The sequence below is a fragment of the Arcobacter sp. F155 genome (assembly GCF_004116455.1).
Classification (GTDB): Bacteria; Campylobacterota; Campylobacteria; order Campylobacterales; family Arcobacteraceae; genus Halarcobacter.
On sequence record NZ_PDJU01000002.1, the window covers coordinates 38944 to 61504 of the forward strand.

Sequence of the window (22561 nt, forward strand, 5' to 3'; positions counted from 1 at the left end):
ACCTTTTTAGACTAGTTCTCCACTAAATGCTTTTTGTAAGATTGATTTTTTTAGTTCTTCTAGGTTTTCTAGTTTTTGTTGGTATTTTTCTTCTAGTTTTTTTGTTTCTTGTTCTAAAACACTTAACTCATTTACTATTTCTTTTTGTATATTTAATTTTGGTTTATTTATGGGAAAACTTCGTAAATAGCCAAGTCCAACAAATTTTTGAGTTGAACCTTTTGCTTCTTTTTGCATTTTATTTATTACAAAACTTGAATCTAAATAATATTTCAAAAATAAACTACTATCAATCGTATTATCCACTCTAAATAATGCAACATTTTTAATAGCATAATTAGGTTCGTCAGTTATAACAATTGGATTACCTATAGTTCCTATCATAGCAAAAAGTATATCTCCAATATTAACTTTACTTCTTTTATTAATATTTACATAATCTTTCTCTGAAATATATCTTATTTTATCATAATTTAATTTACCAAATTTAAGGTTTTTTGATGTAATTAATGGATATCCTGACTCTTGATATTTAGGTGATTCGTGTGTTCCATCACGAACATCATAAAATTCACCTAATGTTTTTTCTTCCCAATCTCCACCTTTTTGTGAAAATATTTCATTAAGTCTACTTTGAAAAAGCTCTTTTGAGTTTTGAATATTTTTTTCAATATTCTCTTTTGCTTTATCAATAGCTTCAAAAGCTTTATCTAAAATCTTCACGATTTGTTTTTGTTTTTCTTTCTTTGGCGCATAAATTGGGAGCTCTCTTACATTTGCAATCTTTACCCTTGGTCTTGTTGCTCCTTTTTGTTGTGAATTAATTAAATCTTGTGTAATTGGTGAATTTAAATGATAACATAAATATTTAGTATCAATTTTTTCAGCTCTAATCCTAACTGTATCAGCAACAATAAGTCCATCATCAATATTTTCAACTATTGCAGATGCACCTAAAGGATTACCAAGCTTTGTCATCACAATATCACCTTGTTTATATGAATGTCTCTTTAACTCTTCATATTTTTCAGGTGTAACAAAATTTAAATTCTTTGGTATTATCAGAAAAGGTTTAATATTTTGTATTTTTAAAACAGGAATACCTTCATCTACAAAATGTTCCCTTTTTAAATTAGAACCAAAAGGACCATCAACAATATCCTTTTTAAAATTCTCACATAAATCTTTTAATAAAGTTATGTCTTTACTCATACCAACTCTTTAATAGAAGCTATAAGTTTATTTGTCTCACCATCCAAAGTTTCCATCTCTTCAAATATCTCTTTAGGAGTCCTTAACTTAACTTCATCTTCTTTATTTGGGTTATCAACACTTAAATCATAAGTACTTTCATCTATATCATTTATATTTATACTCCAAGAGTTTTCACTATCTTGGAAATCTTTTTGAAGAGATATAAACTCTTCCATATCCTTATCATTTAAAGGATTTGTTTTCCCCATATTTCGACCAGGATTTAGTTGATAATACCAAGTCTTTTTTGTAGGCTCACCCTTTGTGAAAAATAGTACTACAGTTTTTACACCAGCACCTGTGAAAGTCCCACTTGGCATGTCTAAAATAGTATGAAGATTACAAGATTCTAAAAGATGTTTTCGTAAAGCTATTGAAGCATTGTCACTGTTACTTAAAATTGTGTTTTTTATCACAACTGCTGCTCTTCCTCCTGCTTTTAGTGATTTGATAAAATGTTGCATAAATAAAAAGGCTGTTTCACCTGTCTTTATATCAAAGTTTTGTTGTACTTCTTTTCTTTCTTTTCCGCCAAATGGTGGGTTTGCTAAAATCACATGGTATCTATCTTTTTCTTGTATATCTCGAATAGGTTCAGCTAAAGTATTTACATGTTTGATATTTGGAGCTTCTATACCATGAAGTATCATATTCATAATACCTATAACATAAGCTAGATTTTTCTTCTCTTTTCCGTAAAAAGTCTTTTCTTGTAGAATTTTTAGATTGTCTACATTTTTATTCATACGTTCATACATATAATCATATGTTTCACATAAAAATCCTGCACTTCCTACTGCTCCATCATAAACCTTCTCACCTATTTGAGGATTGATTATATTTATCATAGCTCGAATAAGAGGTCTTGGTGTATAGTATTGACCTCCATTTCTTCCTGCATTTCCCATATTTTTGATTTTTGTTTCGTATAAGTGACTTAGTTCATGCTTGTCTTTACTTGACTTAAAAGGAAGTTCATCAGCAAGTTCAACTATCTCTCTTAAGTTATATCCACTTTGAATTTTGTTTTTAAGTTCTGAAAATATCTCACCTATTTTGTACTCTATTGTTTGAGCATTGTCAGTTTTTTCTTTAAATTTAGCAAGATAAGGAAAAAGTTCTAAGTCAACAAAATCAACTAAATCTTTTCCAGTCTTTACTTCTTGATGCTCTAACTCACCTTTTTCATTTCTTGGCATAGCCCATGAGTTCCATCTATATTTTTCATCTAGGATGTAAGTGTACTCTTCACCTGAAAGCTCTTTTATATCTTTTTTCTCTTTCTCCAAGTCATCTAAGTATCTTAAGAACATAACCCATGAAGTTTGACCTATATAGTCAAGCTCACTGTCAGCCCCTGAGTCTTTCCATAAAATATCATCTATATTTTTAAAAGTTTGTTCAAACATCTATTATTTTTATCCTAAAATTTATTTGTATATTTTGAAATATTATTTTATCAAAAGCTTGTAGTCAAAGGGCTAAAACAGAAAAAATTTAAAGATATAGTTGATTTAATTAGGAATTTGGAGCATAAACAAAAATTGATAAAATAAATATTCTTAGATATAATACTTTTACAAATATCCTTCGGGACGACTCACCTTTTTAGGTGAGGTTACTTTATTAGTTCCATAAATTTTTTCTTCATATTTTCAATCATAAAACACCATCTTCTTTCAAACTTACAAAATCATCTTTTGTAAATATCACATGGTCAAGTAGTTCTATACCTAAGATTTTTCCTGATTCTTTTAGCCTTTTTGTTACTTCTATATCCTCACTACTTGGTTTTAGAATTGCACTTGGGTGATTGTGTGCTACTATTATGCTGGCACATCTTTTTTCTATGGCATAAGAGAAAACCTCTCTTGGGTGAACTAGACTTTGATTTAGAGTTCCTATTGTGATTACTTTTGTTTCAAGTAGATTGTTTGCTCCATCTAAATATAGTGCCAAAAAATATTCTTGTTGTTTGTTTTTATATGGTTTTAACTCTTGATAGACATCTTGGCTTGAAGTTATTTTTATATTTTGATTTTGTATTAAGTATCGACGACTTAGTTCTATGGCACTTATTATCTGACAAGCTTTTGCTTTACCTAAGCCATGTATTTTAAGTAGCTTTTCTAGACTGATATTATCAAACTCTTTTTCAAGGAGTTTTACTAACTCCCTTGATAAAGAAATAACATCTTTTCCTTTTACACCACTTCCTAAAATAATAGCCATAAGTTCATAGTTTTTTAATGCACTTAAACCTTGTTTTTCTAGCTTTTCTCGTGGCTTATCTATAGATTCTAACTTTTTAATTGTAGTTTGCATAAACTTCTCCTAAATAGTAGAAGAAGTTTATCAATAAATTTTTATTTTTTGTTATTTATATGTCAGTTTGCAATATTTTCTTGCAGTATTTATATTTTAAAAAGGTTCTTCTTTGTTAGTTTTTTCTTCTTGTGTAAATACAAGCTTTGCTTCATCTAAAAGCTTTTGAGCTTCTTCTAGCTCTTTTATTCCATTTTTATAAACATCAAGTGAATCACTTAGTGTTATATCTGGGTTTGAAAGTTTTTCTAAAAGCTCTTTTGCCTTCTCAATCTTCTTTTCAAAAACTAATTCTTCTTTTTCTTCTATTTCACTCATTATTTATTCTCCAATAAATCTATAATATATTCATCAAATTTTTCTACTTCAACTAAAAATGAATCATGTCCAGATTCACTCTCAATCATTTTATATGTTACTTGGTCACCTTTTCCAATCTTTTCCATGATATCTCTTATCTCTTCCATCTCTTCAGGAAAAAATAGCATATCATCAGAAAAAGAGATTAGGTGTAGTTTACACTTAATCTTTTGGAAAGAGTTTTCTAAAGTATCTTCATTTCTTCCTGCATCAAAAATATTCATTGTTTTACAAATATAAAGATAAGAAAGTGGGTCAAATATTTTTGGAAAAGAGTAAGCATTATACTCTAAATATCTCTCAACCTCAAATCTTCCAAAAAGTTCATATAAACCATCAGTTCTAGCATAGTCTCTTCCAAACTTTTTATTAAACAAATTTGGACTTAAGTACGCAATTAATCCTGCCATTCTTCCAATAGCAAGTCCGGGTAAACCTTGTGTTTCTAAATCATCTTTATCATAAAATCCATCTTTAAAAACTGGGTCATGTCTTATTGATTCTATTGCAATTTTGTTTATTGCTATTGCCCATGGTCTTGTATATGCTGTAGTTGCTAGTGCAAATACATGTTCAGCAAAATCTGGAAACTCTATAGAGTAACAAAGGGCTTGCATTCCTCCCATACTTCCACCAACTACAGCTTTAGCTTTTTCGATTCCTAGACTTTTATAAAGTTTCATTTGTGCTTTTACAATATCAGAAATTGTAAGGATAGGAAATTTTAATCTATACTCTTTATTTGTACTTGGGTCTATACTTAAAGCATTTGTTGAACCAAAAGTACTTCCTATATTGTTAGAGCAAATCACAAAGTATTTTGTAGTATCAATTGCTTTTCCATCACCAATAAGCTTATCCCACCAACCAGGCTTTGCTTCATCGGCATATCTTCCAGCAGCATGATGACTTCCTGCTAGAGCATGGCAAACTACTATAACATTTGATTTATCTTCATTTAGTTCACCATAAGTTTCATATATAAGTTCATAAGACTCTAAAATCCTACCACTCTCTAAATATAATGGTTCATCAAATTTTGCAACTTTTGTTTCTATTTTCAAACTTAATCCATTTATTATAATATCGCTTTATACTAACAAAAAATATCTAAGAAGATGATTTAATGGGTACTTTCTTAAAACAATTCTAACTTTTGGAAATCTGTTTTCATAATATTTTGCCAGTTTTGAGAAGGTGACCACTCTTCAAATATAGAGACATCAATACTTTCAAAAGGAGTATTTAATACATGCTTATGATATATATACATAAAAGCTGTTACTCTATAGTTTTTAGCACAATGAATAAATATTTTTTTATCTTTAATACCACTCATTATTCGCAAAAATAAGTTCAAATCACTTAGTTTTGGTTCTTCAAAATCAACAGGAAGATGAATATAAGTCATTCCAAGTTCACTTACTACTTTGTCTTCATTCTCTAAAGCATTTGTTGCACTACTTAAAGCTAAGTTTATAACTACATCAAAGTTTTCATTTTTGATTTGTTGAAATTGCTCAACACTAGGTTGCCCTGCTGTTGAGATATTTTCATTTATTTTTATATAGTTTAAAATACTATTCATACTTTTCTACAACCTCATCAACTCTTTTTATATACTCTTGTTTTAACTTTTCCTCAATAAAAGATGAGTTAAAAGAGTTTTTTACTAGTTTAACAATATCTTCTTTTGTTAGAGGTATATTATCAACTAGATTAAAAAAGTTTTGATTCATATATCCTTTGAAGTATGCTGGGTCATCTGAGTTTACTGTAACATTTAATCCATAATCTAAAAGTTGTTTTATATTGTGTTGTTTGTAGTTTTCAAATACTTTTAACTCTATATTTGAGTTTGGACAAACTGTAAGTGGTATTTGTTCTTCTTTTAATCTTTGCATCAAAGCTTCTGAATTTATAGCTTGAACTCCGTGGTCTATTCTTTCTATATGAAGTAAATCTAAAGCATCTTCAATATAAGAAATATCACCCTCTTCTCCTGCGTGAGCAACTAATTTATATCCATGCTCTTTTGCTTCATTAAATACCTTTTCAAATTTTTTAGGTGGATTTCCTAACTCTGAAGAGTCTAATCCCACTCCTATAATATAATCTTTATAAGGTAAAGATTGCTCTAGTGTTTCAAAAGCCTTTTCTTCACTTAAATGTCTTAAAAAACACATGATTATCTTTGAACTTATTCCTAACTTTTTTTGTGCATCATCTAAGGCTTCTTTTATTCCAAAGATAACTGTTTCAAAAGAGATTCCTCTTTGAGTATGAGTTTGTGGGTCAAAAAATATCTCTGTATGTAAGATATTGTCTTCTTTACATTTTAAAATATAATCCCAAGTCATATCATAGAAATCTTGTTTTGTTATAAGTACCTTTGCTCCAGCATAATAAATATCTAAAAAACTTTGTAGATTTGTAAAATTATATGCTTCTTTTACTTCTTCAACTGTTTTATATGGAATTTTAATACCATTTCTTTTTGCTAATTTAAACATTAGCTCTGGTTCAAGCGAACCTTCTATATGTAAGTGTAATTCTGCTTTAGGAAGCTTTTTTATAAACTCTTTAATATCTTTCATAATAAACCTAAATATCTGTATTTTAAAGCCATTATATCTAATTCTTTAAATCAACTAGATATAATATTAGAATTAATCAAGACAACAAAGGTAAATTATGGATTATATTAAACAATTAGAAGAGTTAGTAAAAGAAGATGTTTTAGTTGAAGTAAATGAAAACATTAGAGAAATTAGAGCTGAATTATCTAAAAAAAGTACAAATGACTTAAAAGAAGAGTTAGAGTATATGAAACAAATTAAACAATACTTTGATGAAGTATTAGCTGACATTGCAAACAATACAATCTCTCAAGAAGAGGCTTTAGATATTATCGAAGGTCTTGAAGATATGAGAGCTGAAAACCAAGAAGTATAATCTTTACTTTTTTAGTAAAGATTTATTTTTCCTTAATTATTTTTTTAAGAAGTCTCATTAATATAGTATTTAAATATTTATAGATAATATTTGATTAATTTAAACTATATTAATTAACTAAGGATTTAAATGGATTTAGAAATCTTTCAAATAGTAAATATTCTAGGCTTTGCTATAGGTGCTATTTTTGGGATGATTGCTCAAAAAAGACAATTTTGTTTTAGTGGGTCAATTAAAGATTATATGTTAACAAAATCCACAATGAGAGGCGCATCTGTTGTAATGGCAATGATTGTTGCTATTGTTTCAACAGCACTTATCTCTTCACACTATGAGCTAGATTTTTCAGATACACCATATTATAAAGAAAATATTAACTATTTTGTAATCATTCTTGGTGGTTTAATGTTTGGTGTAGGAATGATGCTTGCAGATGGATGTAGCAATAGACATCTTATCAAGTTTGCACAAGGGGATAAAAACTCTTTAATTAGTATTGTATTTATTGGAATTTTTGCCTTTGCTACTGCAAGAGGTTTTCTAAGTGGATATTTAAATCCTATTACAAATAACCCTACTTTAATCGAGTGGTCAGCTTTTATTGAAGAAAAAACTATGAATATCTATGTTGTTGTAGGTATTTTACTTGTGATTTTATTTGCATTAACAAAAAAGATAAAAAGAGTATTTTCACTTTGGGATGGGGTATTAGTTGGTCTTCTTGTAGCTGCTGCTTGGACTGTAACAGGAGTTTTAGGTGAAGAGAGTATTGAAAGACTAATAAGCTTTGAAGGTATTAGTTTTGTATATCCAACTGGAAAAACAATAGAACTATTTATGCTTTATCAAGTAAATGAATTAACATTCTCTATTTCTCTTATTCTTGGTGTTCTTATTGGAGCATTTACAATGTCTAAGTTCAATAGAAGATATAGCTTTGGTTGTACTGCTGCAAAGGGTGAAAATAGAGTTAGAAATAATATGATTGGTGGAGCACTTATGGGAACAGGTGGTGTTTTATCAATTGGTTGTACAGTAGGACAAGGTTTAACTGGACTTTCTACTTTAGCCTTTGGTTCAGCTGTAGCCATTAGTTCTATTTTCGTAGGTGGACTAGTGTCTGCAATCTACTTAAATAAAAGAAATGAATTACCAATGTGTTTCATCTTTGAGTGGAATGACAAAGACTCTAAGGGTTCAAATTTAGACTATCAAATCTAAATTTTAAGATTTATTTCTGATATAGTCATATTTTACCTCTGTGTTATTTTATTTCGATAGAGTTTTACTTTAAAAAACAAATAAAGGAGCGTCAATATGGCTATAGAAAGCAATCAAGTTGTAGCAATGATGTATGAATTAAAAGTAGATGGAGAGGTAGTTGATAGCAATATTGGCAAAGATCCTTTAGAGTTCACATATGGAACTGGACAAATTATTCCAGGTTTAGAGTCAAGAATCGTAGAATTAAACGAAGGTGACTCAAAAGATATTACTGTACCAGCAGCAGAAGCTTATGGTGAGTACAATGAAGAAGCAAAACAAGTTTTACCAAAAGAGCAATTTGGAGATTTAGAACTTCAAGTTGGTATGCCTTTACAAGGTCAAGGTGAAAATGGTCAACCTATCCAAGTAATCGTAACTGATATTAAAGAAGATGGTTCTGTTGAAGTAGATTTCAACCACCCATTAGCAGGAAAAGAATTAAACTTCTCAATTACTATTAATAGTATTATCTAATTTAAAACCTAAGCTTTTAGCTTAGGTTTACTCTTCAAACTTTATATTTGAATTTCTACCTAAAATAAATAAAACAATCTTTCTTATAATCTTTAAAACTGGATATAAAAAGTTCTGAAATATCTTTGTTTTATAAAAAAATGAACTATTTTCACTTAAGTTATCAATAGCTATTATTGCATCACTACCTTGATATATTTTTTCATCTATTTGTACGATTATTCCATTATTTATATCATAACCATAAGAGTAAAAATATCTAAGCTTTTCTAAGTCATCCCTAGCATTATTTATACTTACATCATGCTCTTTACGAAGATTTAGTATCTGAGTATATTTATTACAAAAAGGACACTCTTTATCATAATAGATATCTATTTTCATAACTATTCCTTTGCTACTACTATTATATCAAATATGGTAAAATAAACAATGAATTGGTTAGCACATATTTTTTTATCAGAATACAATATAGAGTTTCAAGTGGCAAACTATCTTGCAGACCCACTTAAGGGTAAAGTTTGGGACAATTCAAGTATTCATATTAAAAATGGAATGAAAATCCACAAACTTATAGACTCATACACAGATGCTCATATACTTTTTAAAACAAGTAAAAATAGACTTGGGAAAAAAGGGCTTTTAAAAGCAGTTGTTATTGACCTAACATATGATTATTTACTTACTAAAAATTGGAATAGTTTTTCTAAAATCCCATTAGATGAGTTTTTAAATGAATTCTATATAAATTCACATAAAATACTTCCATCTTTGCCAACTCATGCAGCAACACCTTTAAAAAGAATGATTGATTTTGATTTACTAAATAAGTACCAAAGTTTAGAGCAGCTAAATGAAGCTTTTCTAAGAGTAGATAAAAGATTATCACCAAGGTTAGCCACTAGAGATAAGGCTTCATTCTACTATGAAAGAGTTTGTGAGAATATAGATAAAATAGAAAAAGACTTCTTAGAGTTTTTCCCAGAACTTTGCATTGAAGTAGAAAGAAATACAAATAAAGAGTCTCTAATTCATTGGAAATAATAAAACAATTTTATACTATTTTAATATAATCATGTTATATTTTTAGTATAAATAAATTAACAAGGATATTATCATGGAAACAATTGGATTATTTTATGGTAGTGACACTGGGACCACTGAAGATATTGTTGAAAAAATTAAAAATGCTTTTTCAAAAGAGATAGAAGTACATAATATTGCTGATTCATCAAAAGAAGATATTGAAAAATACGATAAGTTAATTCTAGCTTCACCTACTTGGGGAAGTGGTGATTTACAAGCAGATTGGGAAGACTTTGAGAACAATCTACAAGAGATAGATTTCTCTTCTAAGACTATTGCTTTAGTAGGACTTGGAGACCAAGAGAGTTATTCAGACACTTTTTGTAACTCATTATCACATCTATATGCTCATGTAAAAGCTGGTAATGTAGTAGGGAAAACTTCAACAGATGGATATCATTATGATGAGAGTGAATCTGTAATTGATGGCGAGTTTGTTGGTTTAGCAATTGATGATGTTAACCAAGATGAGTTAACAGATGAGAGAATTGAAGCTTGGGTAAAAGATATTGAAGGTTCTTTTTAATTGAACCTTCTTATTTAATCCCATTTTTCATTAGGGGCTTCGTAGTTTTTAATTGACTCTATTAAGCTTTTTAAATCTGAAGTATTAATAAGCATATCTAAATACTCTTCTTTTAAAAACCCTGTTTTTGTCATCTTTTCTATCATATTAAATAAATCATCATAGAAACCACCTATGTTATAAAAAGCACAAGGCTTATTGTGATAACCAAGTTGTGCCCATGTCCATGCTTCAAAAATCTCTTCTAAAGTCCCTGCTCCACCAGGAAGTGTTATAAAAGCATCTGCCATTTCAGCCATCTTGGCTTTTCTTTCATGCATATCTTTTACAATTGTTAACTCTGTAATTCCTGTATGAGCTAACTCTTTTTCCTTTAGTTTCTCAGGAATAACACCATATACATTTCCACCATTTAACATAATAGTATCTGCTATGATTCCCATTAATCCAACTTTTCCACCACCATAAACAACATCAATGTTATTTTGTGCTAAAAATTCACCTAGGGCTTTAGTCTCTTCTACGTACATAGAACATTCACCACTACTTGAGCCACAATATACTGCAACTTTCATATTATTTTGTCCTTCAAAAGATATAAACACTGATTATATATAAAGTAGTTTAAAATGTAATAAACGTTTTATAGTCACTTTTTATTTTACCTTATAATTAGTCTATTAGGGTATAGTTAGTTTTTAGAAAACTCTTACAAGGATTATTATGGGAATAAGTAAAAATAGTGTTGTATCTATGTCTTATGAAGTAAGATTAAATGACGAAGTAATTGATAGTAATAAAGATAATGAGCCTATTAAATTTATCCATGGAACTGGTGAAATCATTGCAGGACTTGAAAAAGGTATTGTAGGAATGGAAGCAGGAGAAACAAAAGATATTAAAGTTGCAGCAATTGATGCTTATGGTGAGCATGACCCAAAATTAACAGAGACTTTACCGATAGCTGATTTTGAAGGAATTGATTTAGAAATAGGATTAGTTCTTGAAGCTGATGGAGAAAAAGGTGAAATCATCAAAGCAACTGTTACAGAAGTAACTAAAGATGAAGTTACAATTGATTATAACCATCCTCTTGCAGGTTGTGATTTAGACTTTAAAGTAACTATTCACTCAGTACTATAATTTATAAACCTCCTTTTCAAGGAGGTTTTCTTTCTTTCACACTAATTTTATATTTTAAAGTTTATCTTTTCTATTTTAGTTAATATTATTTAGTATTATAAAATCTTACAAAGGATAAAAGATGAAACTTTTAAAAGTATTCTTTGCCCTAGCCTTTTTTACAACAATCTCATTTGCCCATAATCATGATAAAAAAGAAGTTGTAATTACTACAACAAAAGTAGCAAATGGTGTTTATATGTTACAAGGTCAAGGTGGAAATATAGGATTGAGTGTAGGTGAAGATGGTGTTCTAATGATAGATAGTCAGTTTGCTCCTTTAACAAAAAAAATAAAAGGTGCAATTTCTAAACTATCTCAAAAAGATATAAAATATCTAGTTAATACTCACTGGCATTATGACCATACAAATGGAAATGAAAACATAGGAAAAGACAATGTAACTATTGTTGCCCATGAAAATGTAAAAAAAAGACTTAGTGAAGATAGTTTTATAAAAGCCTTTAATAAAACTGTTCCTGCTTTATCTAAAGTTGGTCTACCAACAGTTACTTTTAATGACAAAATAGAGTTTTCAATGAATAATGAAAATATTGAAGTAATCTACCAAAACAATGCACATACAGATGGAGATAGTATTATCTTCTTCAAAAATGCAAATGTAGTTCATACAGGAGATATATATTTTAATGGTTTTTATCCTTTTATTGATGAATCAAGTAAAGGTGATGTTGATGGTGTTATAAAAGCTGCTGAATATATATTAAGTAGAATTGATGACAATACAAAAGTTATTCCAGGACATGGTAAACTTTCAAACAAAAAAGAGTTAACTTACTACAAAGATACACTTGTAGAATTAAACAAAAGGATGAAAAAGTTAATTTCTGAGGGTAAAACTTTAGAAGAGATAGTTGCGTTAAAACCTTTTGCTGATTATGATAAAAAACTAGGTGGAGGATTTTTACCACCAGAAAAGTTTTTAAAAATCTTTTATGGTGTTGTAAAAGCAAATCAATAAAATATTCCCTTTCATGGGAATATTTATTCTACTTTATTTATAACCTCTCTTAATACTTCAATAATCTCAGTTATCTGTTTTTTAGAGATAATAAATGCAGGAGATAAAGCTATAGTATCTGCTATTGGTCTAACTAAGACTCCCTTTTTATAGCATTTTTCAAATACTTCTTTTCCTCTTTTTCCAATACTTTTCTTATCAGATTTTAGTTGAATGGCTCCAACTAAACCTAGGTTTCTAATATCAATTACATTTTTACATTTTTTTAGTGAATGAATTTGCTCTTGGAAAAACTCTTCTAAAGAAGCTACTCTTTCAAATAAACTCTCTTCCTTATAAGCTTTAATAGTTGCAAGTGCAGCAGCACAAGCTAAAGGATGACCTGAGTAGGTATATCCATGAAAGAACTCTATTGGTGTTTTACTATTTTTAACTATTTGCTTATAGATTTTTTTACTTGCTATTACTGCACCCATTGGAACAGAACCACTTGTAAGACCTTTTGCTGTTGTAATAATATCTGGTTTTATACCAAACTTTTGAGCAGCAAAAGCAGTTCCTAATCTTCCAAAGCCTGTAATCACTTCATCAAAAATAAGTAAGATATCATTTTGTTTACATATTTTTTCTACTCTTTTTAAATATCCCTTTGGAGGAATATGTACCCCTGCAGCTCCTGCTATTGGTTCCATAATGACTGCTGCAATATTTTCTGCACCATGTAAGTTTATTTGATGAAGTAAAAACTCTGCTTTTTCTTTTCCATGTTTTGGGATACCTTTTGAAAAAGCATTTTTTTCTATATCAAGTATTGTAGGAATATGGGTAGTTTTTATTTGATTGTTATAATCTCTTTTATTGTTTACAAGTCCACCAACTGATATCCCACCAAAGTTTACACCATGATAAGAGTGTTCTCGACCTATGATAATATTTTTATTTCCTTTGCCCCTTGATTTTTGATATGCAAGAGCCATTTTAAGTGCACTCTCTACTGATTCAGAGCCTGAATTTGTGAAGAAAATATGATTTAAACCTTTTGGAGCAAGGGATTTAATCTCATTGGCTAACTCTAACTCTAAGTCATTTCCTAGCTGAAAAGGTGGGCAAAAATACATCTGCTGAGCTTGATTGACTATTGCATCAACAACTTTTCTATGATTATTCCCTAAATTACAACACCAAAGACCAGCAAGACCATCTAAAACCTCTTTTCCATCTTCCTTTGTGTAATACATACCATCTGACTTTACAAATATCTTAGGGTCTTTATTGAAATCTCTATTTGCAGTGAATGCTTTCCATAACACTTTTCTTTCATTCATTTTTCACTCCTATACCAGTATAAGTTTTAAAGATTCTTCTATGGTTTAATTATTATAAAAAATAGCTAACCAAATAGTAGGAATCTTTTTTGAAGTATACTTTACTCTATGTTTTTGTTTTGAGGGAATATTTATAAAATCCCCTTCTTTTAGAATAACTTCTTTATTTTCAAACTCCAAAATAGCTTGTCCTTTTAATAAAAGAACAAACTCATTTTCTTCTTGTTCATACCAAAAATCTATAGGTGAACATTGTCCATTTGAAACTATTCTTTCTATTCTGACATTTTCATGCTTTAGTAAATCAATGAATTGTTCATTTTCATTATCAATTTTTATATCTTTGAAAATATTACTTAACACATATATACCTTTTATAAGTTTATTTTATACCTTAATAATGTTATTTTTTATATAATGTCCTATTTTATTATAAAGGTCTTAAATGGAAGGTAAAATTCTTGGTGTTGATAAAAATGGTAATTTGTTTACCATAAGAGCCCAAAATGGTGAAAGATACACATTTGTTAAAAGTGAATGGCAAAGTGAAGGAACTCCATATGTAGGACAATCTATAGATTTTAATATCTCTGAAGACAATAAAGCAATTGAAGTATTTAACATAACAAAACCTGTTCTTGAACAAACTCAAGACAATACTCCTAAAGCAATAATAGCTCTTCTTATAACATTATTTTTTGGTTTTATTGGAACAGCTGTAACAAGGTTTGCATTAATGGAAGAAGAAAAAGAAGAAGAGTTTGGAAAACTAACACCAACTTTAATTCACTTTGTATGTAGTGTTTTATTTTTTATTCCAGTTGTTGGATGGATTATTACACTTATTGCAAATATCTATTATGCAATTCAAAACTATAAAGCTTCAAAATAAATATATAAAATCAAAAGAGAGGAAACTCTCTTTTAATCCTAGTTTTTAACTCTTTTGTTGAGCTATTTTAGCATTTGTCTCTTGTATATTGTCATACTTATCTTTCATAATAACAAACATATAAGCAATAGCAACTACAATCATACCTATAATCAAAATATTTTTCATTGTCTTTCCCTAAAATGAAATTGACTTATTATAAATGAACATTCTTAAGAAAAGCTAATTATTTTATAAATCTGTATTTTCTTCTTTTTATAATATAATAAAAGAAAAGGAGTTAATTATGTTAAGAAAACTACTTACAACAGTTGGGATTACAGCATTATTAGTTTCACTTCCTCAAATAGCAAGTGCAGAAAAACCATCTTGGGCAGGCAAACCATCTTGGGCTGAAAAAGGAAAACCATCTGATGAGCAGATGAGAGAGTACAAATACAATAAGAAGATGGAAAAAGAAGAAAGAAAGTTCCAAAGAGAAAAAGATAAGGAAGAAAGAAAATATAAAAAAGAAAGAATGAAAGAAGAAAAAAAGTATCAAAAACAGATGCAAAAAGAAGAGCGTAAACTAAATAAACAAAGAGATAAAGAGTTAAAAAAACAAAATAAAGAAAGAATGAAAGAACAAAGAGAGTACAAAAGAGGATATGACGACTAAAAATAAATACAAGGAAATATATGTACACCGATGATATTGTAGTAATTGATAAAAAAATAGATGAGTTAATAAAAGATAAGACACTTTATAACTTTGATACTTTAAAACAAAAAGTTGCATTGATATTAAATGGTGTAGATATGTTTATGGTTGATGGAATACTTGATTTAAAAGCAGTTGACTTGTATCTTAAAAAAGTTATTACTAAAAGAAATGAGATACAAAAAGAACAAGAAAAATCAAAACTAAAACTAGATGAGACACCACAAACAAAATATGCTTTGATAGAAGCTATTTGTCAAAAAGGTGAATTCGAGACTCAAGAAGAGCTTATCAAAAAAATAGAAGAGTTAGAGAAAAAAACTAACTTTGAGTTAAGTGAGATTTATAAAAGAAGTTGAATATCAACTTCTTTTATATGAAAGATTATCCTTCGATAGCAGTAAACATATCAGCAGTTACTTCTGATACATCTTTTGTACCATCAAGTTCTACCATAACACCCATGTCAGTATAGAATTTGATTAGTGGTGCAGTTTGCTCATGGTATGCACCAAGTCTACTTTTTACAGTTTCAGCATTGTCATCTTTTCTGATAACTAATTCTCCACCACAGTAGTCACATTTACCCTCTTCTTTTGATGGGTTAAAGTCAACGTGGAATGAAGCACCACAATCAGGACAAACTCTTCTTCCTGTGATTCTTCCTACAATTAGTTCATCTGGAACGTTTAATGAAATAACTTTATCTAAAGAGATATTCATGTTTGCCATTAACTCTTTTAAAGCTTCTGCTTGAGCTAAAGTTCTTGGGAAACCATCAAGAATGAAACCTTTTTTACAGTCTTCTTCTGCAAGTCTATCTTTGATAATACCAATAATTGTTGAATCAGGAACTAATTTTCCCTCATCCATAAACTTCTTAGCTTCCATACCCATTTCAGTTTTATCAGCGATTGCTGCTCTTAAAATATCACCTGTAGAGATTTGTGGGATATCATACTTTTCAATTAAAAATTTAGCTTGTGTACCTTTTCCTGCACCAGGTGCACCAAATACCATTAAATTCATAGTCAATTTCCTTAGTGTGTTTCGTTGTTGTGATTGTATAAAAAAAGTCGTTAAGAACAGCTAATACGAGAGTTTATCCAATAGGTTCTTTTCTTCCTCAAGACTTAGATAACGCCACTTTCCACTCTCTAAATCTAGATTAAAACTTCCAATTGATACTCTAGTTAGGTTTAGTACTTTAAGAGGTGTTCCAAACTTTGGGTCTTTTAAACTTCCAAAAAGACGTCTTATGTGACGATTTTTACCCTCATCTATCTGAACTCTTAATTTTGTTTTTGCTCCACCTGAGCCTATTTTCTCTACTTTTAAGGCTTTTAGTAAACCATATTTATTATCAACACCCTTTTTAGCAGTTAAAATATGCTCATCTGTTACATGACCTCTTACCCAGATTTCGTATATTTTATTGCAATTTCCAGGTTTAGTTAGAGCATTTCCAACTTTTCCATCTTGGGTAAATAGAAGTAAACCTTTAGACTCTAAATCAAGACGACCTATTGGCATCCACTCATTTTCAAATACCCAAGAAGGAAGTAAATCATAAACAGTTTTTCTTCCACGTTCATCTGACCTTGTTACGACATAACCTTTTGGCTTATTTAAGGCTAATAGTTTAGTAGAGTTATTATCTGTATTATTCACTAATGATTTCCTAATTGTTTACTTTAAATTTCTCTACTAGTTGTAGCTTTCTTGTTCGTGATAGTTTTTTTATTTCATATTCTCTTTTTGAAGCACTACTTCTATTTTCAGATTTTTCAAAATATATAAGTGTTACTGGACGTCTAGCTTTTGTATATTTTGCACCTTTTTCTGAAGTGTTATGTTCATCTAAACGCTTTTTTACATCAGTTGTAATACCTGTGTATAAGCTCTTATCACTACACTCTAAGATATATACAAAATAAGACATCAATATGCTCCTAATTACTCTATAGTCTTTATATCTACAAGTTCTACAAAAGAGTCTTTTTTTAGAAGTTTTTTTGTAGTAGCATCATCTTCTGCAAAGGTTACAATATCTGCAAAATCATCTTTTGATACAACTAAACTATGGTGCTCTTTTATAGTCTCTAATTTAAACTTATCACTTAACTCTTGGTCAGTTTTAATATCAATATTTCTGTAGCCTTTTGCAAACTCTGATTTGATAGTTTTTACTATCTTCTCATTTTTTAAAAGCTCTTGCAAACTAAGAGTTAGATTTAAATCTTTGTCATTTACTATTTTGTATGTAACTTCTATATTTCCATTCACTATTTTTTCCTTCATAAGGTAAAACCTCTATTTTATTTTATGAAGTATATAAGAAAAAAAAGTGAATACTTAAAAATATTACAAACTGCAATTTGAATTTAGATTAAACCTATTCTTCAAATAAATAGAAAGTACTAACACCTATTTGACTATCATAATTTTTACTCTTTTTATCTTGATAATCAGAAACAATAGAACGTGCTTGAATAAATGAATTTGCTGTTGCGATAATTTTTTTTGTATCTACAGGTAAGATTAGTTTTTTATCTTTTGTTTTAAAGAACTTTTTCGCTCTTTGTTCATCTTTGAAAATTATTTTGATAATATCAATTGACCTTTTTAAATCAATTCTAGCTTTTTTAGTTTCATCTTCAAATCTTAGAATTCTATTTCCATTTGAAGATACTTTCATAGTCTTTGCAGTTTCAATGTTTTCTGTAGTCTCAAGAATAATGTATTCTCTTCCATTTATTAGGATTTCATTGTCCCCTAATAATTTAATTTCTTTAATAACTGTTTTTTTACCTTTTGGCATATATGTCCTTGTATTTTAGCATTATAGCGAGTTTTCTAATTTAATAAAAGCTTTATTAATTTTATTAAAAAATTCACTTATATTGCTATTTACAAACTCTTTATACTATTGTTTTATAATTACTTCTTTCTAAAGGACTATTATGGATGCTTATTTTGAAATATTACAAGAAAAAGCTAAGAAAATTGGAGCTAATATTGAAGATTGTGGCTATGATAAAGATTGTATAAAAGATGTTTTAGCCCTAAAAGTTAGAACTGATTTGGAAAATGAAAACTTGAAAACCATAAAAGATAAAGCAAGTTCTATAGAAGCCAATACTTCAAACTGCAATACAAAAGAAGAGTTTTTAGATGCTATTGAAGAGAAGGTAAAAAAAGTTTTAGAAGAAGAAAATGAACTTTATACAAGTATAGAGCTTCAAAAAAATTTTATGCCTCTTGATTTAGGCTAAAAAGCTTTAGCAAAGTTTGCTATCTAGCTTTTTTTCTAGAAGCCTTTGCCATTTTAGCTTTTTTCTTTGCTTTTGCTTTGTTTAAACTTGCAGCTTTTCTTGCGTTTACTACTTGCTCTTTTACTGTTGTATCTTTTGAAAATGCTTTTGGAGTAGAGTTACTTCCTAGTTTGATTAAATCTACTTTTGAACTTTTTACACTGTTATTGTTTTGACTTTTAGCCATTTATTAGCCTTAAATTTAAAGTTCGGTATTGTAGTGAAAAGTTAATAAAAGTTACTTCAATAATCATTGGTAAAAAATATTTTACCTAAATTCTTTTTTATAAATATTCTTTCACTATAATTCAAATAAAAATAGGAAAATTTATGAGCGAAAAAACAAACGAATTTTTACAAAGAGCAGATGAACATATAGCAGTTGCAAATCAACAGTTAGAAAGAGGATTAACATTAGGCGAAGTAAGTGCTTCTCTTATGTATGGTTCAGCTAGATTTACTACTTATATGACATGTACATCATTTGATAGTGCTGAAGATATGCTAGCTGAAAAAGAGAAGATAATGGAGTACTTTGTAAATGAGTATAAGTTAGCCCTAGAAGAACATTTAAATAACTTTGCAGTTACTCACGACTTCTCACAAAATCCTCAGTAACAAAATAAAAAGAAGGGAAAGAATTTTCCCTTTTAGTATCTTTTAAATTGACTTTCTAAATTTGAAGCTGTAGTAAAACCAAATGTTAAAGGATACGCTTCATTTTTTTCATTTATATAAAAAAGTGCAGGAAAACCTCTTACTTGTAACTTATATGAAGTACGTAAATGCTCTTGGAAAGTCTCTTCTATCTTCTTTGAGTCAAAAGTTTGTATAAACTTTGTTTCATCTAGCCCAATTGAATTTGCACACTTAACTAAAGTCTCTTTTAAAGAAGGATTCTTTGCTTCTTTGTAATAAGCTGATTGAATAGATTTTACCATCTTGGCAGAGCTTTTAGCTTGTAAAGTTTCAGCTGTAATTACAGCTCGACAAGCTGGATAAGTAGAACGATAAGGTGTATTTTCTTTCCAATAATCATGGTTAAAAGTTACTTTTGTTTTCTTTTCTATATCTACCCAATATGAAGAGATAGTTTTTTTCATATTTTCATCCATAGGTGTATCATTGTCAGGAGCTAATCCTCCCATGATGTACTCTAATTCAAAAGATGGATGCTTTTGCAAAAACTCTTCTAACTCTTTAGTAAAAGCATAACACCAAGCACACATTGGGTCCATTACATATATTAGTTTCATCATTTCCTCGCTATTAAAACTTTAAAAGAGACTTCCAAATACCAGCATTGTGTACATTTTCAAAGCCCTTTGTAATCAAAAGTCGTCTTGCTAAAGCACTTCTACTACCACTTGCACAACAAACAATTATAGGTTTACTATTGTCTAACTCATCTATTCTTTGTTTTAAAGAGTCTAATGGAATATTGATACTTCCTTCTTTATTGCCTTGTGTAAACTCACCTTTTGTTCGCACATCAATAATCTGCCCACCCTCTTCTAAAAGAGATGGTACAAGTTTTAGAACCTTGTATTGAGTATATTTTTTATAAAGTATGAAAGCTATTATTACAAGAATTGAATAGATTAATGTTTCATTCATAAATTATTTTTCCTAATTAGATTTTTAGAAAGTGATTATACCTTTTTTATTTGATTGTTAATTCATACATTTGGTATTAATAATTTCTAAAAAATCACTTTGATTAACAAGTTTTTCAACTGAGTTTCTTGATGCTTTTGAATAAAGTCTGTCTCTAGCTAAAGGATCAAATAGCTCGGCGTTATAATGCCCTTTTACTCTTCTTTTGAAAATAGTGTTCTTATTCTTTAATAAATAATAAGTTAAATCAACACTAGAATCACCATCCATGATATCAAACCCAACCAAATGAATTGTTGCAGTTAATTGACAAGTTTTATTTATTTTTCCTATCATTATTTCATTAAATGCATTTTTAACTTCTGCCTTAATAATTTCACTAATTGGCTCGGCATATAAAGTTCCTGGAGAACTTCCATCTGCTTTACAAGGAAAGCATCCAAGCATCGATGTAGTATGCTGACTAATCTTAATATTTGGTTTATATTTGAAGTTTGTTATTTTAAAACTTGGGATATTTTTATCAATATTCAGTACTGGAGAAATTGCCTTAGTTGACAAATCATAAGCTTGTGGCTTAATAGAACAAGCACTAAAAAACACTATAATAAAAATACTGATTAACAAATTTTTTTTCATTTTAATCCTTTTCATTATTATAATAAAAACTTGTCACAATTGATGTCACAATATTAGTTTTTTAATTTTTTTTCAAAAAGTTTTAGAATTTAAAGAGTCAAGGCAGATAAGTTTTAGAGGCAGGAGCTTACATGTAGTAAGTGACTGTCTCTAAAAATGCAGTTGAACGTAGAATATTTAAAGTTACAAAACTTTTATATTATACGTGATAGTTAGGAGCTTCGTTAGTAATTGTTACATCATGAACATGAGACTCTTTAAGCCCAGCAGATGTAATTTCTACAAATTCAGCTTTCTCTTGGAATGTAGGAATATCTTTAGACCCTAAGTAACCCATAGAAGCTCTTAATCCACCAACCATTTGATGAATGATATCTTGAACACTTCCTCTGTAAGCAACTCTACCTTCAATTCCTTCTGGTACAAGTTTATCAGCCGCAGTTCCTTCTTGGAAATATCTATCATTACTTCCTTTAGTCATAGCTCCAATAGAACCCATTCCTCTATAAGTTTTGAATTTTCTTCCTTGGAATAATACAACTTCACCTGGAGATTCATCAGTACCTGCTAATGCAGAACCCATCATACAAGCAGATGCACCAACAGCAAGTGCTTTTGCAACATCACCAGAGTATTTGATACCACCATCAGCGATAACAGGAACACCATGTTTAGCACCTTCAGCAGCACACTCATCAATTGCAGAAATTTGAGGAACACCAACACCAGCAACAATTCTAGTAGTACAAATAGAACCAGGTCCAATACCTACTTTAACTGCGTCAGCACCAACTGCGATTAAATCAGCAGTTGCTTCAGCTGTTGCAACATTTCCAGCAATAACTTCTACATCTAAAGCTTCTTTAATAGCTTTAACGCTATCTAGAATACCTTTTGAGTGTCCATGAGCTGAATCAAGAACTAAAACATCAACACCAGCTTCAACTAATGCAGTTGCTCTATCCATTTGACCTACACCAATTGCAGCACCAACTCTTAATCTTCCAAACTCATCTTTATTTGCATTTGGATATTCTCTTTTTTTGTTGATATCTTTAATTGTAATAAGACCTTTTAAGAAACCATTTTCATCAATAATTGGTAATTTTTCAATCTTATTTTGGTGCATTACATCAGCAGCTTCTTCTAATGTAGTACCTTCTTTTCCAGTGATTAAAGGCATATTAGTCATTTTATCAATTACTAATTCACTAAAATCTTTTGTAAATCTCATATCTCTGTTTGTTAAAATGCCTAATAACTTGTTATTTTCATCAACAACTGGAACACCAGAGATTTTATAAGATGCCATGATATCTTCTGCATCTTGTAAAGTTTGATTTGGAGTAATTGTTACAGGGTCAATAATCATTCCAGACTCAGACTTTTTAACTTTTTTACATTGTAATACTTGAGACTCAATATCCATATTTTTATGAATAATTCCAATACCACCAAGTCTAGCCATAGCAATTGCAGCTTGGTATTCAGTTACTGTATCCATTGCAGCAGATACAAAAGGAATATTCAATTCAATTTTTTTTGTTAATTTTGTTTTGATACAAACTTCTTTTGGTAGTACTTCAGATTTTGCTGGTACTAATAACACATCCTCAAATGTTAACGCTCTTTTTTTAATTCTCATAATATAACCCCTATTGAAT

The 22561-nt window shown here is 29.3% G+C and carries 34 protein-coding genes; 12 read left to right on the plus strand and 22 right to left on the minus strand.

The features are described from left to right. Nucleotides 1-6 precede the first annotated feature (6 nt). The 7 genes from CRV03_RS02645 to CRV03_RS02675 form a co-directional block, all read right to left on the minus strand. Entirely contained in the window at nt 7-1212 is a 1206-nt protein-coding gene (locus tag CRV03_RS02645) for a restriction endonuclease subunit S (protein WP_129083607.1), read from the minus strand. Further along, nucleotides 1209-2663: an N-6 DNA methylase gene (locus CRV03_RS02650; RefSeq protein ID WP_129083608.1), complete on the minus strand. Its 1455-nt coding sequence runs from the start codon at nt 2661-2663 to the stop codon at nt 1209-1211. The genes CRV03_RS02645 and CRV03_RS02650 overlap by 4 nt, the downstream gene beginning before the upstream one ends. A gap of 250 nt (nt 2664-2913) precedes the next feature. Beyond that, complete coding sequence (gene radC / locus CRV03_RS02655; RefSeq protein ID WP_129083609.1) at nt 2914-3579, minus strand: DNA repair protein RadC; 666 nt, start codon at nt 3577-3579, stop codon at nt 2914-2916. A 96-nt stretch (nt 3580-3675) separates the two neighbouring features. After that, nucleotides 3676-3897, minus strand: a complete 222-nt coding sequence (gene xseB, locus CRV03_RS02660; RefSeq protein WP_129083610.1) for an exodeoxyribonuclease VII small subunit — start codon at nt 3895-3897, stop codon at nt 3676-3678. After that, on the minus strand, nt 3897-5003 hold the full coding sequence (locus CRV03_RS02665; RefSeq protein ID WP_129083611.1) for a homoserine O-acetyltransferase: 1107 nt from the start codon (nt 5001-5003) through the stop codon (nt 3897-3899). Before CRV03_RS02665 ends, xseB begins: the two co-directional genes overlap by 1 nt. A gap of 74 nt (nt 5004-5077) precedes the next feature. Continuing rightward, a complete protein-coding gene (locus CRV03_RS02670) occupies nt 5078-5527 on the minus strand; it encodes a protein tyrosine phosphatase family protein (protein WP_129083612.1) in 450 nt (149 codons plus the stop codon). Continuing rightward, on the minus strand, nt 5520-6536 hold the full coding sequence (locus tag CRV03_RS02675; protein ID WP_129083613.1) for an adenosine deaminase: 1017 nt from the start codon (nt 6534-6536) through the stop codon (nt 5520-5522). Before CRV03_RS02675 ends, CRV03_RS02670 begins: the two co-directional genes overlap by 8 nt. 97 nt (nt 6537-6633) lie before the next feature. Here CRV03_RS02675 and CRV03_RS02680 point away from each other — a divergent pair, with 97 nt between their 5' ends. The 3 genes from CRV03_RS02680 (at nt 6634) to CRV03_RS02690 (ending at nt 8634) form a co-directional block, all read left to right on the plus strand. Beyond that, nucleotides 6634-6894 carry a hypothetical protein gene (locus CRV03_RS02680; protein ID WP_129083614.1) on the plus strand — a complete coding sequence of 87 codons (261 nt, stop codon included), beginning with the start codon at nt 6634-6636 and terminating at the stop codon, nt 6892-6894. 129 nt (nt 6895-7023) lie between these two features. Then, nucleotides 7024-8115, plus strand: coding sequence for a YeeE/YedE family protein (locus CRV03_RS02685; RefSeq protein ID WP_129083615.1), 1092 nt, complete (start codon nt 7024-7026; stop codon nt 8113-8115). 96 nt (nt 8116-8211) lie between these two features. Then, nucleotides 8212-8634 (plus strand): peptidylprolyl isomerase, encoded by a 423-nt coding sequence (locus CRV03_RS02690; RefSeq protein ID WP_129083616.1) that lies wholly within the window; start codon nt 8212-8214, stop codon nt 8632-8634. 27 nt (nt 8635-8661) lie between these two features. Here CRV03_RS02690 and CRV03_RS02695 read toward each other — a convergent pair whose 3' ends face one another. Further along, nucleotides 8662-9018 carry a DCC1-like thiol-disulfide oxidoreductase family protein gene (locus tag CRV03_RS02695; protein WP_129083617.1) on the minus strand — a complete coding sequence of 119 codons (357 nt, stop codon included), beginning with the start codon at nt 9016-9018 and terminating at the stop codon, nt 8662-8664. A 48-nt stretch (nt 9019-9066) separates the two neighbouring features. Between CRV03_RS02695 and CRV03_RS02700 the strand changes: the two genes are divergently transcribed. Next, nucleotides 9067-9678, plus strand: coding sequence for an acyl carrier protein phosphodiesterase (locus tag CRV03_RS02700; protein WP_129083618.1), 612 nt, complete (start codon nt 9067-9069; stop codon nt 9676-9678). A 73-nt stretch (nt 9679-9751) separates the two neighbouring features. Then, nucleotides 9752-10246: a flavodoxin gene (locus CRV03_RS02705; RefSeq protein WP_129083619.1), complete on the plus strand. Its 495-nt coding sequence runs from the start codon at nt 9752-9754 to the stop codon at nt 10244-10246. A 14-nt stretch (nt 10247-10260) separates the two neighbouring features. Here CRV03_RS02705 and CRV03_RS02710 read toward each other — a convergent pair whose 3' ends face one another. Then, entirely contained in the window at nt 10261-10821 is a 561-nt protein-coding gene (locus tag CRV03_RS02710) for a TIGR00730 family Rossman fold protein (RefSeq protein WP_129083620.1), read from the minus strand. A 148-nt stretch (nt 10822-10969) separates the two neighbouring features. On the opposite strand from CRV03_RS02710, the gene CRV03_RS02715 reads away from it, so the two are divergent. Together CRV03_RS02715 and CRV03_RS02720 are read left to right on the plus strand one after the other, a co-directional pair. Beyond that, nucleotides 10970-11389 (plus strand): peptidylprolyl isomerase, encoded by a 420-nt coding sequence (locus tag CRV03_RS02715; RefSeq protein ID WP_129083621.1) that lies wholly within the window; start codon nt 10970-10972, stop codon nt 11387-11389. A gap of 121 nt (nt 11390-11510) precedes the next feature. Continuing rightward, nucleotides 11511-12410 (plus strand): MBL fold metallo-hydrolase, encoded by a 900-nt coding sequence (locus tag CRV03_RS02720; protein ID WP_129083622.1) that lies wholly within the window; start codon nt 11511-11513, stop codon nt 12408-12410. A 23-nt stretch (nt 12411-12433) separates the two neighbouring features. Here the strand turns inward: CRV03_RS02720 and CRV03_RS02725 are convergent, their stop codons facing one another. Both CRV03_RS02725 and CRV03_RS02730 read right to left on the minus strand, forming a co-directional pair. Beyond that, complete coding sequence (locus tag CRV03_RS02725; protein WP_129083623.1) at nt 12434-13735, minus strand: aminotransferase class III-fold pyridoxal phosphate-dependent enzyme; 1302 nt, start codon at nt 13733-13735, stop codon at nt 12434-12436. 45 nt (nt 13736-13780) lie between these two features. Then, nucleotides 13781-14098, minus strand: a complete 318-nt coding sequence (locus CRV03_RS02730) for a cupin domain-containing protein (RefSeq protein ID WP_258238986.1) — start codon at nt 14096-14098, stop codon at nt 13781-13783. An 82-nt stretch (nt 14099-14180) separates the two neighbouring features. Between CRV03_RS02730 and CRV03_RS14090 the strand changes: the two genes are divergently transcribed. Further along, on the plus strand, nt 14181-14627 hold the full coding sequence (locus tag CRV03_RS14090) for a hypothetical protein (RefSeq protein ID WP_164968603.1): 447 nt from the start codon (nt 14181-14183) through the stop codon (nt 14625-14627). A gap of 45 nt (nt 14628-14672) precedes the next feature. Here the strand turns inward: CRV03_RS14090 and CRV03_RS14215 are convergent, their stop codons facing one another. Continuing rightward, nucleotides 14673-14795: a hypothetical protein gene (locus CRV03_RS14215; protein WP_258238987.1), complete on the minus strand. Its 123-nt coding sequence runs from the start codon at nt 14793-14795 to the stop codon at nt 14673-14675. 118 nt (nt 14796-14913) lie between these two features. On the opposite strand from CRV03_RS14215, the gene CRV03_RS02740 reads away from it, so the two are divergent. Further along, nucleotides 14914-15285, plus strand: coding sequence for a hypothetical protein (locus tag CRV03_RS02740; protein ID WP_129083625.1), 372 nt, complete (start codon nt 14914-14916; stop codon nt 15283-15285). A 20-nt stretch (nt 15286-15305) separates the two neighbouring features. Further along, nucleotides 15306-15686: a hypothetical protein gene (locus CRV03_RS02745; RefSeq protein ID WP_129083626.1), complete on the plus strand. Its 381-nt coding sequence runs from the start codon at nt 15306-15308 to the stop codon at nt 15684-15686. Nucleotides 15687-15711: 25 nt separating this feature from the next. Here CRV03_RS02745 and CRV03_RS02750 read toward each other — a convergent pair whose 3' ends face one another. The 5 genes from CRV03_RS02750 to CRV03_RS02770 form a co-directional block, all read right to left on the minus strand. Continuing rightward, nucleotides 15712-16356 carry an adenylate kinase gene (locus CRV03_RS02750; RefSeq protein WP_129083627.1) on the minus strand — a complete coding sequence of 215 codons (645 nt, stop codon included), beginning with the start codon at nt 16354-16356 and terminating at the stop codon, nt 15712-15714. A 60-nt stretch (nt 16357-16416) separates the two neighbouring features. After that, a complete protein-coding gene (locus tag CRV03_RS02755) occupies nt 16417-16998 on the minus strand; it encodes a pseudouridine synthase (protein WP_129083628.1) in 582 nt (193 codons plus the stop codon). Nucleotides 16999-17008: 10 nt separating this feature from the next. Continuing rightward, nucleotides 17009-17269, minus strand: coding sequence for a GIY-YIG nuclease family protein (locus tag CRV03_RS02760; RefSeq protein ID WP_129083629.1), 261 nt, complete (start codon nt 17267-17269; stop codon nt 17009-17011). A 14-nt stretch (nt 17270-17283) separates the two neighbouring features. Then, nucleotides 17284-17613 (minus strand): hypothetical protein, encoded by a 330-nt coding sequence (locus CRV03_RS02765; RefSeq protein WP_129083630.1) that lies wholly within the window; start codon nt 17611-17613, stop codon nt 17284-17286. Nucleotides 17614-17722: 109 nt separating this feature from the next. Next, nucleotides 17723-18148 (minus strand): hypothetical protein, encoded by a 426-nt coding sequence (locus CRV03_RS02770; RefSeq protein ID WP_129083631.1) that lies wholly within the window; start codon nt 18146-18148, stop codon nt 17723-17725. Between the two features lie 142 nt (nt 18149-18290). Here CRV03_RS02770 and CRV03_RS02775 point away from each other — a divergent pair, with 142 nt between their 5' ends. Continuing rightward, nucleotides 18291-18602, plus strand: coding sequence for a hypothetical protein (locus CRV03_RS02775; RefSeq protein ID WP_129083632.1), 312 nt, complete (start codon nt 18291-18293; stop codon nt 18600-18602). 19 nt (nt 18603-18621) lie between these two features. On the opposite strand, the gene CRV03_RS02780 is transcribed toward CRV03_RS02775, so the two are convergent. Continuing rightward, the gene (locus tag CRV03_RS02780; protein WP_129083633.1) at nt 18622-18828 is read right to left on the minus strand and encodes a hypothetical protein; all 207 of its coding nucleotides are present in this window, start codon (nt 18826-18828) and stop codon (nt 18622-18624) included. Between the two features lie 143 nt (nt 18829-18971). Between CRV03_RS02780 and CRV03_RS02785 the strand changes: the two genes are divergently transcribed. Continuing rightward, entirely contained in the window at nt 18972-19259 is a 288-nt protein-coding gene (locus tag CRV03_RS02785) for a DUF3144 domain-containing protein (RefSeq protein WP_129083634.1), read from the plus strand. Nucleotides 19260-19291: 32 nt separating this feature from the next. Here the strand turns inward: CRV03_RS02785 and CRV03_RS02790 are convergent, their stop codons facing one another. The 4 genes from CRV03_RS02790 to guaB form a co-directional block, all read right to left on the minus strand. Further along, nucleotides 19292-19900 (minus strand): DsbA family protein, encoded by a 609-nt coding sequence (locus CRV03_RS02790; protein WP_258238989.1) that lies wholly within the window; start codon nt 19898-19900, stop codon nt 19292-19294. A 10-nt stretch (nt 19901-19910) separates the two neighbouring features. Next, nucleotides 19911-20258 (minus strand): rhodanese-like domain-containing protein, encoded by a 348-nt coding sequence (locus CRV03_RS02795; RefSeq protein WP_129083635.1) that lies wholly within the window; start codon nt 20256-20258, stop codon nt 19911-19913. Nucleotides 20259-20315: 57 nt separating this feature from the next. Then, nucleotides 20316-20897: a hypothetical protein gene (locus tag CRV03_RS02800; protein WP_129083636.1), complete on the minus strand. Its 582-nt coding sequence runs from the start codon at nt 20895-20897 to the stop codon at nt 20316-20318. 199 nt (nt 20898-21096) lie between these two features. Beyond that, entirely contained in the window at nt 21097-22542 is a 1446-nt protein-coding gene (guaB, locus tag CRV03_RS02805; RefSeq protein ID WP_129083637.1) for an IMP dehydrogenase, read from the minus strand. Between the last annotated feature and the right edge of the window lie 19 nt (nt 22543-22561).

Excerpts from the sequence above, each read along its gene's own strand:
- CRV03_RS02705 (WP_129083619.1), top strand. The coding sequence starts at position 9,752 with ATGGAAACAATTGGATTATTTTATGGTAGTGACACTGGGACCACTGAA.
- CRV03_RS02645 (WP_129083607.1), bottom strand. The coding sequence starts at position 1,212 with ATGAGTAAAGACATAACTTTATTAAAAGATTTATGTGAGAATTTTAAA.
- CRV03_RS02710 (WP_129083620.1), bottom strand. The coding sequence starts at position 10,821 with ATGAAAGTTGCAGTATATTGTGGCTCAAGTAGTGGTGAATGTTCTATG.
- CRV03_RS02780 (WP_129083633.1), bottom strand. The coding sequence starts at position 18,828 with ATGGCTAAAAGTCAAAACAATAACAGTGTAAAAAGTTCAAAAGTAGAT.
- CRV03_RS02740 (WP_129083625.1), top strand. The coding sequence starts at position 14,914 with ATGTTAAGAAAACTACTTACAACAGTTGGGATTACAGCATTATTAGTT.
- CRV03_RS02650 (WP_129083608.1), bottom strand. The coding sequence starts at position 2,663 with ATGTTTGAACAAACTTTTAAAAATATAGATGATATTTTATGGAAAGAC.
- CRV03_RS02760 (WP_129083629.1), bottom strand. The coding sequence starts at position 17,269 with ATGTCTTATTTTGTATATATCTTAGAGTGTAGTGATAAGAGCTTATAC.
- CRV03_RS02695 (WP_129083617.1), bottom strand. The coding sequence starts at position 9,018 with ATGAAAATAGATATCTATTATGATAAAGAGTGTCCTTTTTGTAATAAA.
- CRV03_RS02690 (WP_129083616.1), top strand. The coding sequence starts at position 8,212 with ATGGCTATAGAAAGCAATCAAGTTGTAGCAATGATGTATGAATTAAAA.
- CRV03_RS02785 (WP_129083634.1), top strand. The coding sequence starts at position 18,972 with ATGAGCGAAAAAACAAACGAATTTTTACAAAGAGCAGATGAACATATA.
- CRV03_RS02715 (WP_129083621.1), top strand. The coding sequence starts at position 10,970 with ATGGGAATAAGTAAAAATAGTGTTGTATCTATGTCTTATGAAGTAAGA.
- CRV03_RS02795 (WP_129083635.1), bottom strand. The coding sequence starts at position 20,258 with ATGAATGAAACATTAATCTATTCAATTCTTGTAATAATAGCTTTCATA.
- CRV03_RS02685 (WP_129083615.1), top strand. The coding sequence starts at position 7,024 with ATGGATTTAGAAATCTTTCAAATAGTAAATATTCTAGGCTTTGCTATA.
- CRV03_RS02700 (WP_129083618.1), top strand. The coding sequence starts at position 9,067 with ATGAATTGGTTAGCACATATTTTTTTATCAGAATACAATATAGAGTTT.
- CRV03_RS02800 (WP_129083636.1), bottom strand. The coding sequence starts at position 20,897 with ATGAAAAAAAATTTGTTAATCAGTATTTTTATTATAGTGTTTTTTAGT.
- CRV03_RS02675 (WP_129083613.1), bottom strand. The coding sequence starts at position 6,536 with ATGAAAGATATTAAAGAGTTTATAAAAAAGCTTCCTAAAGCAGAATTA.
- CRV03_RS14090 (WP_164968603.1), top strand. The coding sequence starts at position 14,181 with ATGGAAGGTAAAATTCTTGGTGTTGATAAAAATGGTAATTTGTTTACC.
- CRV03_RS02745 (WP_129083626.1), top strand. The coding sequence starts at position 15,306 with ATGTACACCGATGATATTGTAGTAATTGATAAAAAAATAGATGAGTTA.
- CRV03_RS02750 (WP_129083627.1), bottom strand. The coding sequence starts at position 16,356 with ATGAATTTAATGGTATTTGGTGCACCTGGTGCAGGAAAAGGTACACAA.
- guaB (WP_129083637.1), bottom strand. The coding sequence starts at position 22,542 with ATGAGAATTAAAAAAAGAGCGTTAACATTTGAGGATGTGTTATTAGTA.
- CRV03_RS02770 (WP_129083631.1), bottom strand. The coding sequence starts at position 18,148 with ATGCCAAAAGGTAAAAAAACAGTTATTAAAGAAATTAAATTATTAGGG.
- CRV03_RS02720 (WP_129083622.1), top strand. The coding sequence starts at position 11,511 with ATGAAACTTTTAAAAGTATTCTTTGCCCTAGCCTTTTTTACAACAATC.
- CRV03_RS02670 (WP_129083612.1), bottom strand. The coding sequence starts at position 5,527 with ATGAATAGTATTTTAAACTATATAAAAATAAATGAAAATATCTCAACA.
- xseB (WP_129083610.1), bottom strand. The coding sequence starts at position 3,897 with ATGAGTGAAATAGAAGAAAAAGAAGAATTAGTTTTTGAAAAGAAGATT.
- CRV03_RS02790 (WP_258238989.1), bottom strand. The coding sequence starts at position 19,900 with ATGATGAAACTAATATATGTAATGGACCCAATGTGTGCTTGGTGTTAT.
- CRV03_RS02775 (WP_129083632.1), top strand. The coding sequence starts at position 18,291 with ATGGATGCTTATTTTGAAATATTACAAGAAAAAGCTAAGAAAATTGGA.
- CRV03_RS02725 (WP_129083623.1), bottom strand. The coding sequence starts at position 13,735 with ATGAATGAAAGAAAAGTGTTATGGAAAGCATTCACTGCAAATAGAGAT.
- radC (WP_129083609.1), bottom strand. The coding sequence starts at position 3,579 with ATGCAAACTACAATTAAAAAGTTAGAATCTATAGATAAGCCACGAGAA.
- CRV03_RS02680 (WP_129083614.1), top strand. The coding sequence starts at position 6,634 with ATGGATTATATTAAACAATTAGAAGAGTTAGTAAAAGAAGATGTTTTA.
- CRV03_RS14215 (WP_258238987.1), bottom strand. The coding sequence starts at position 14,795 with ATGAAAAATATTTTGATTATAGGTATGATTGTAGTTGCTATTGCTTAT.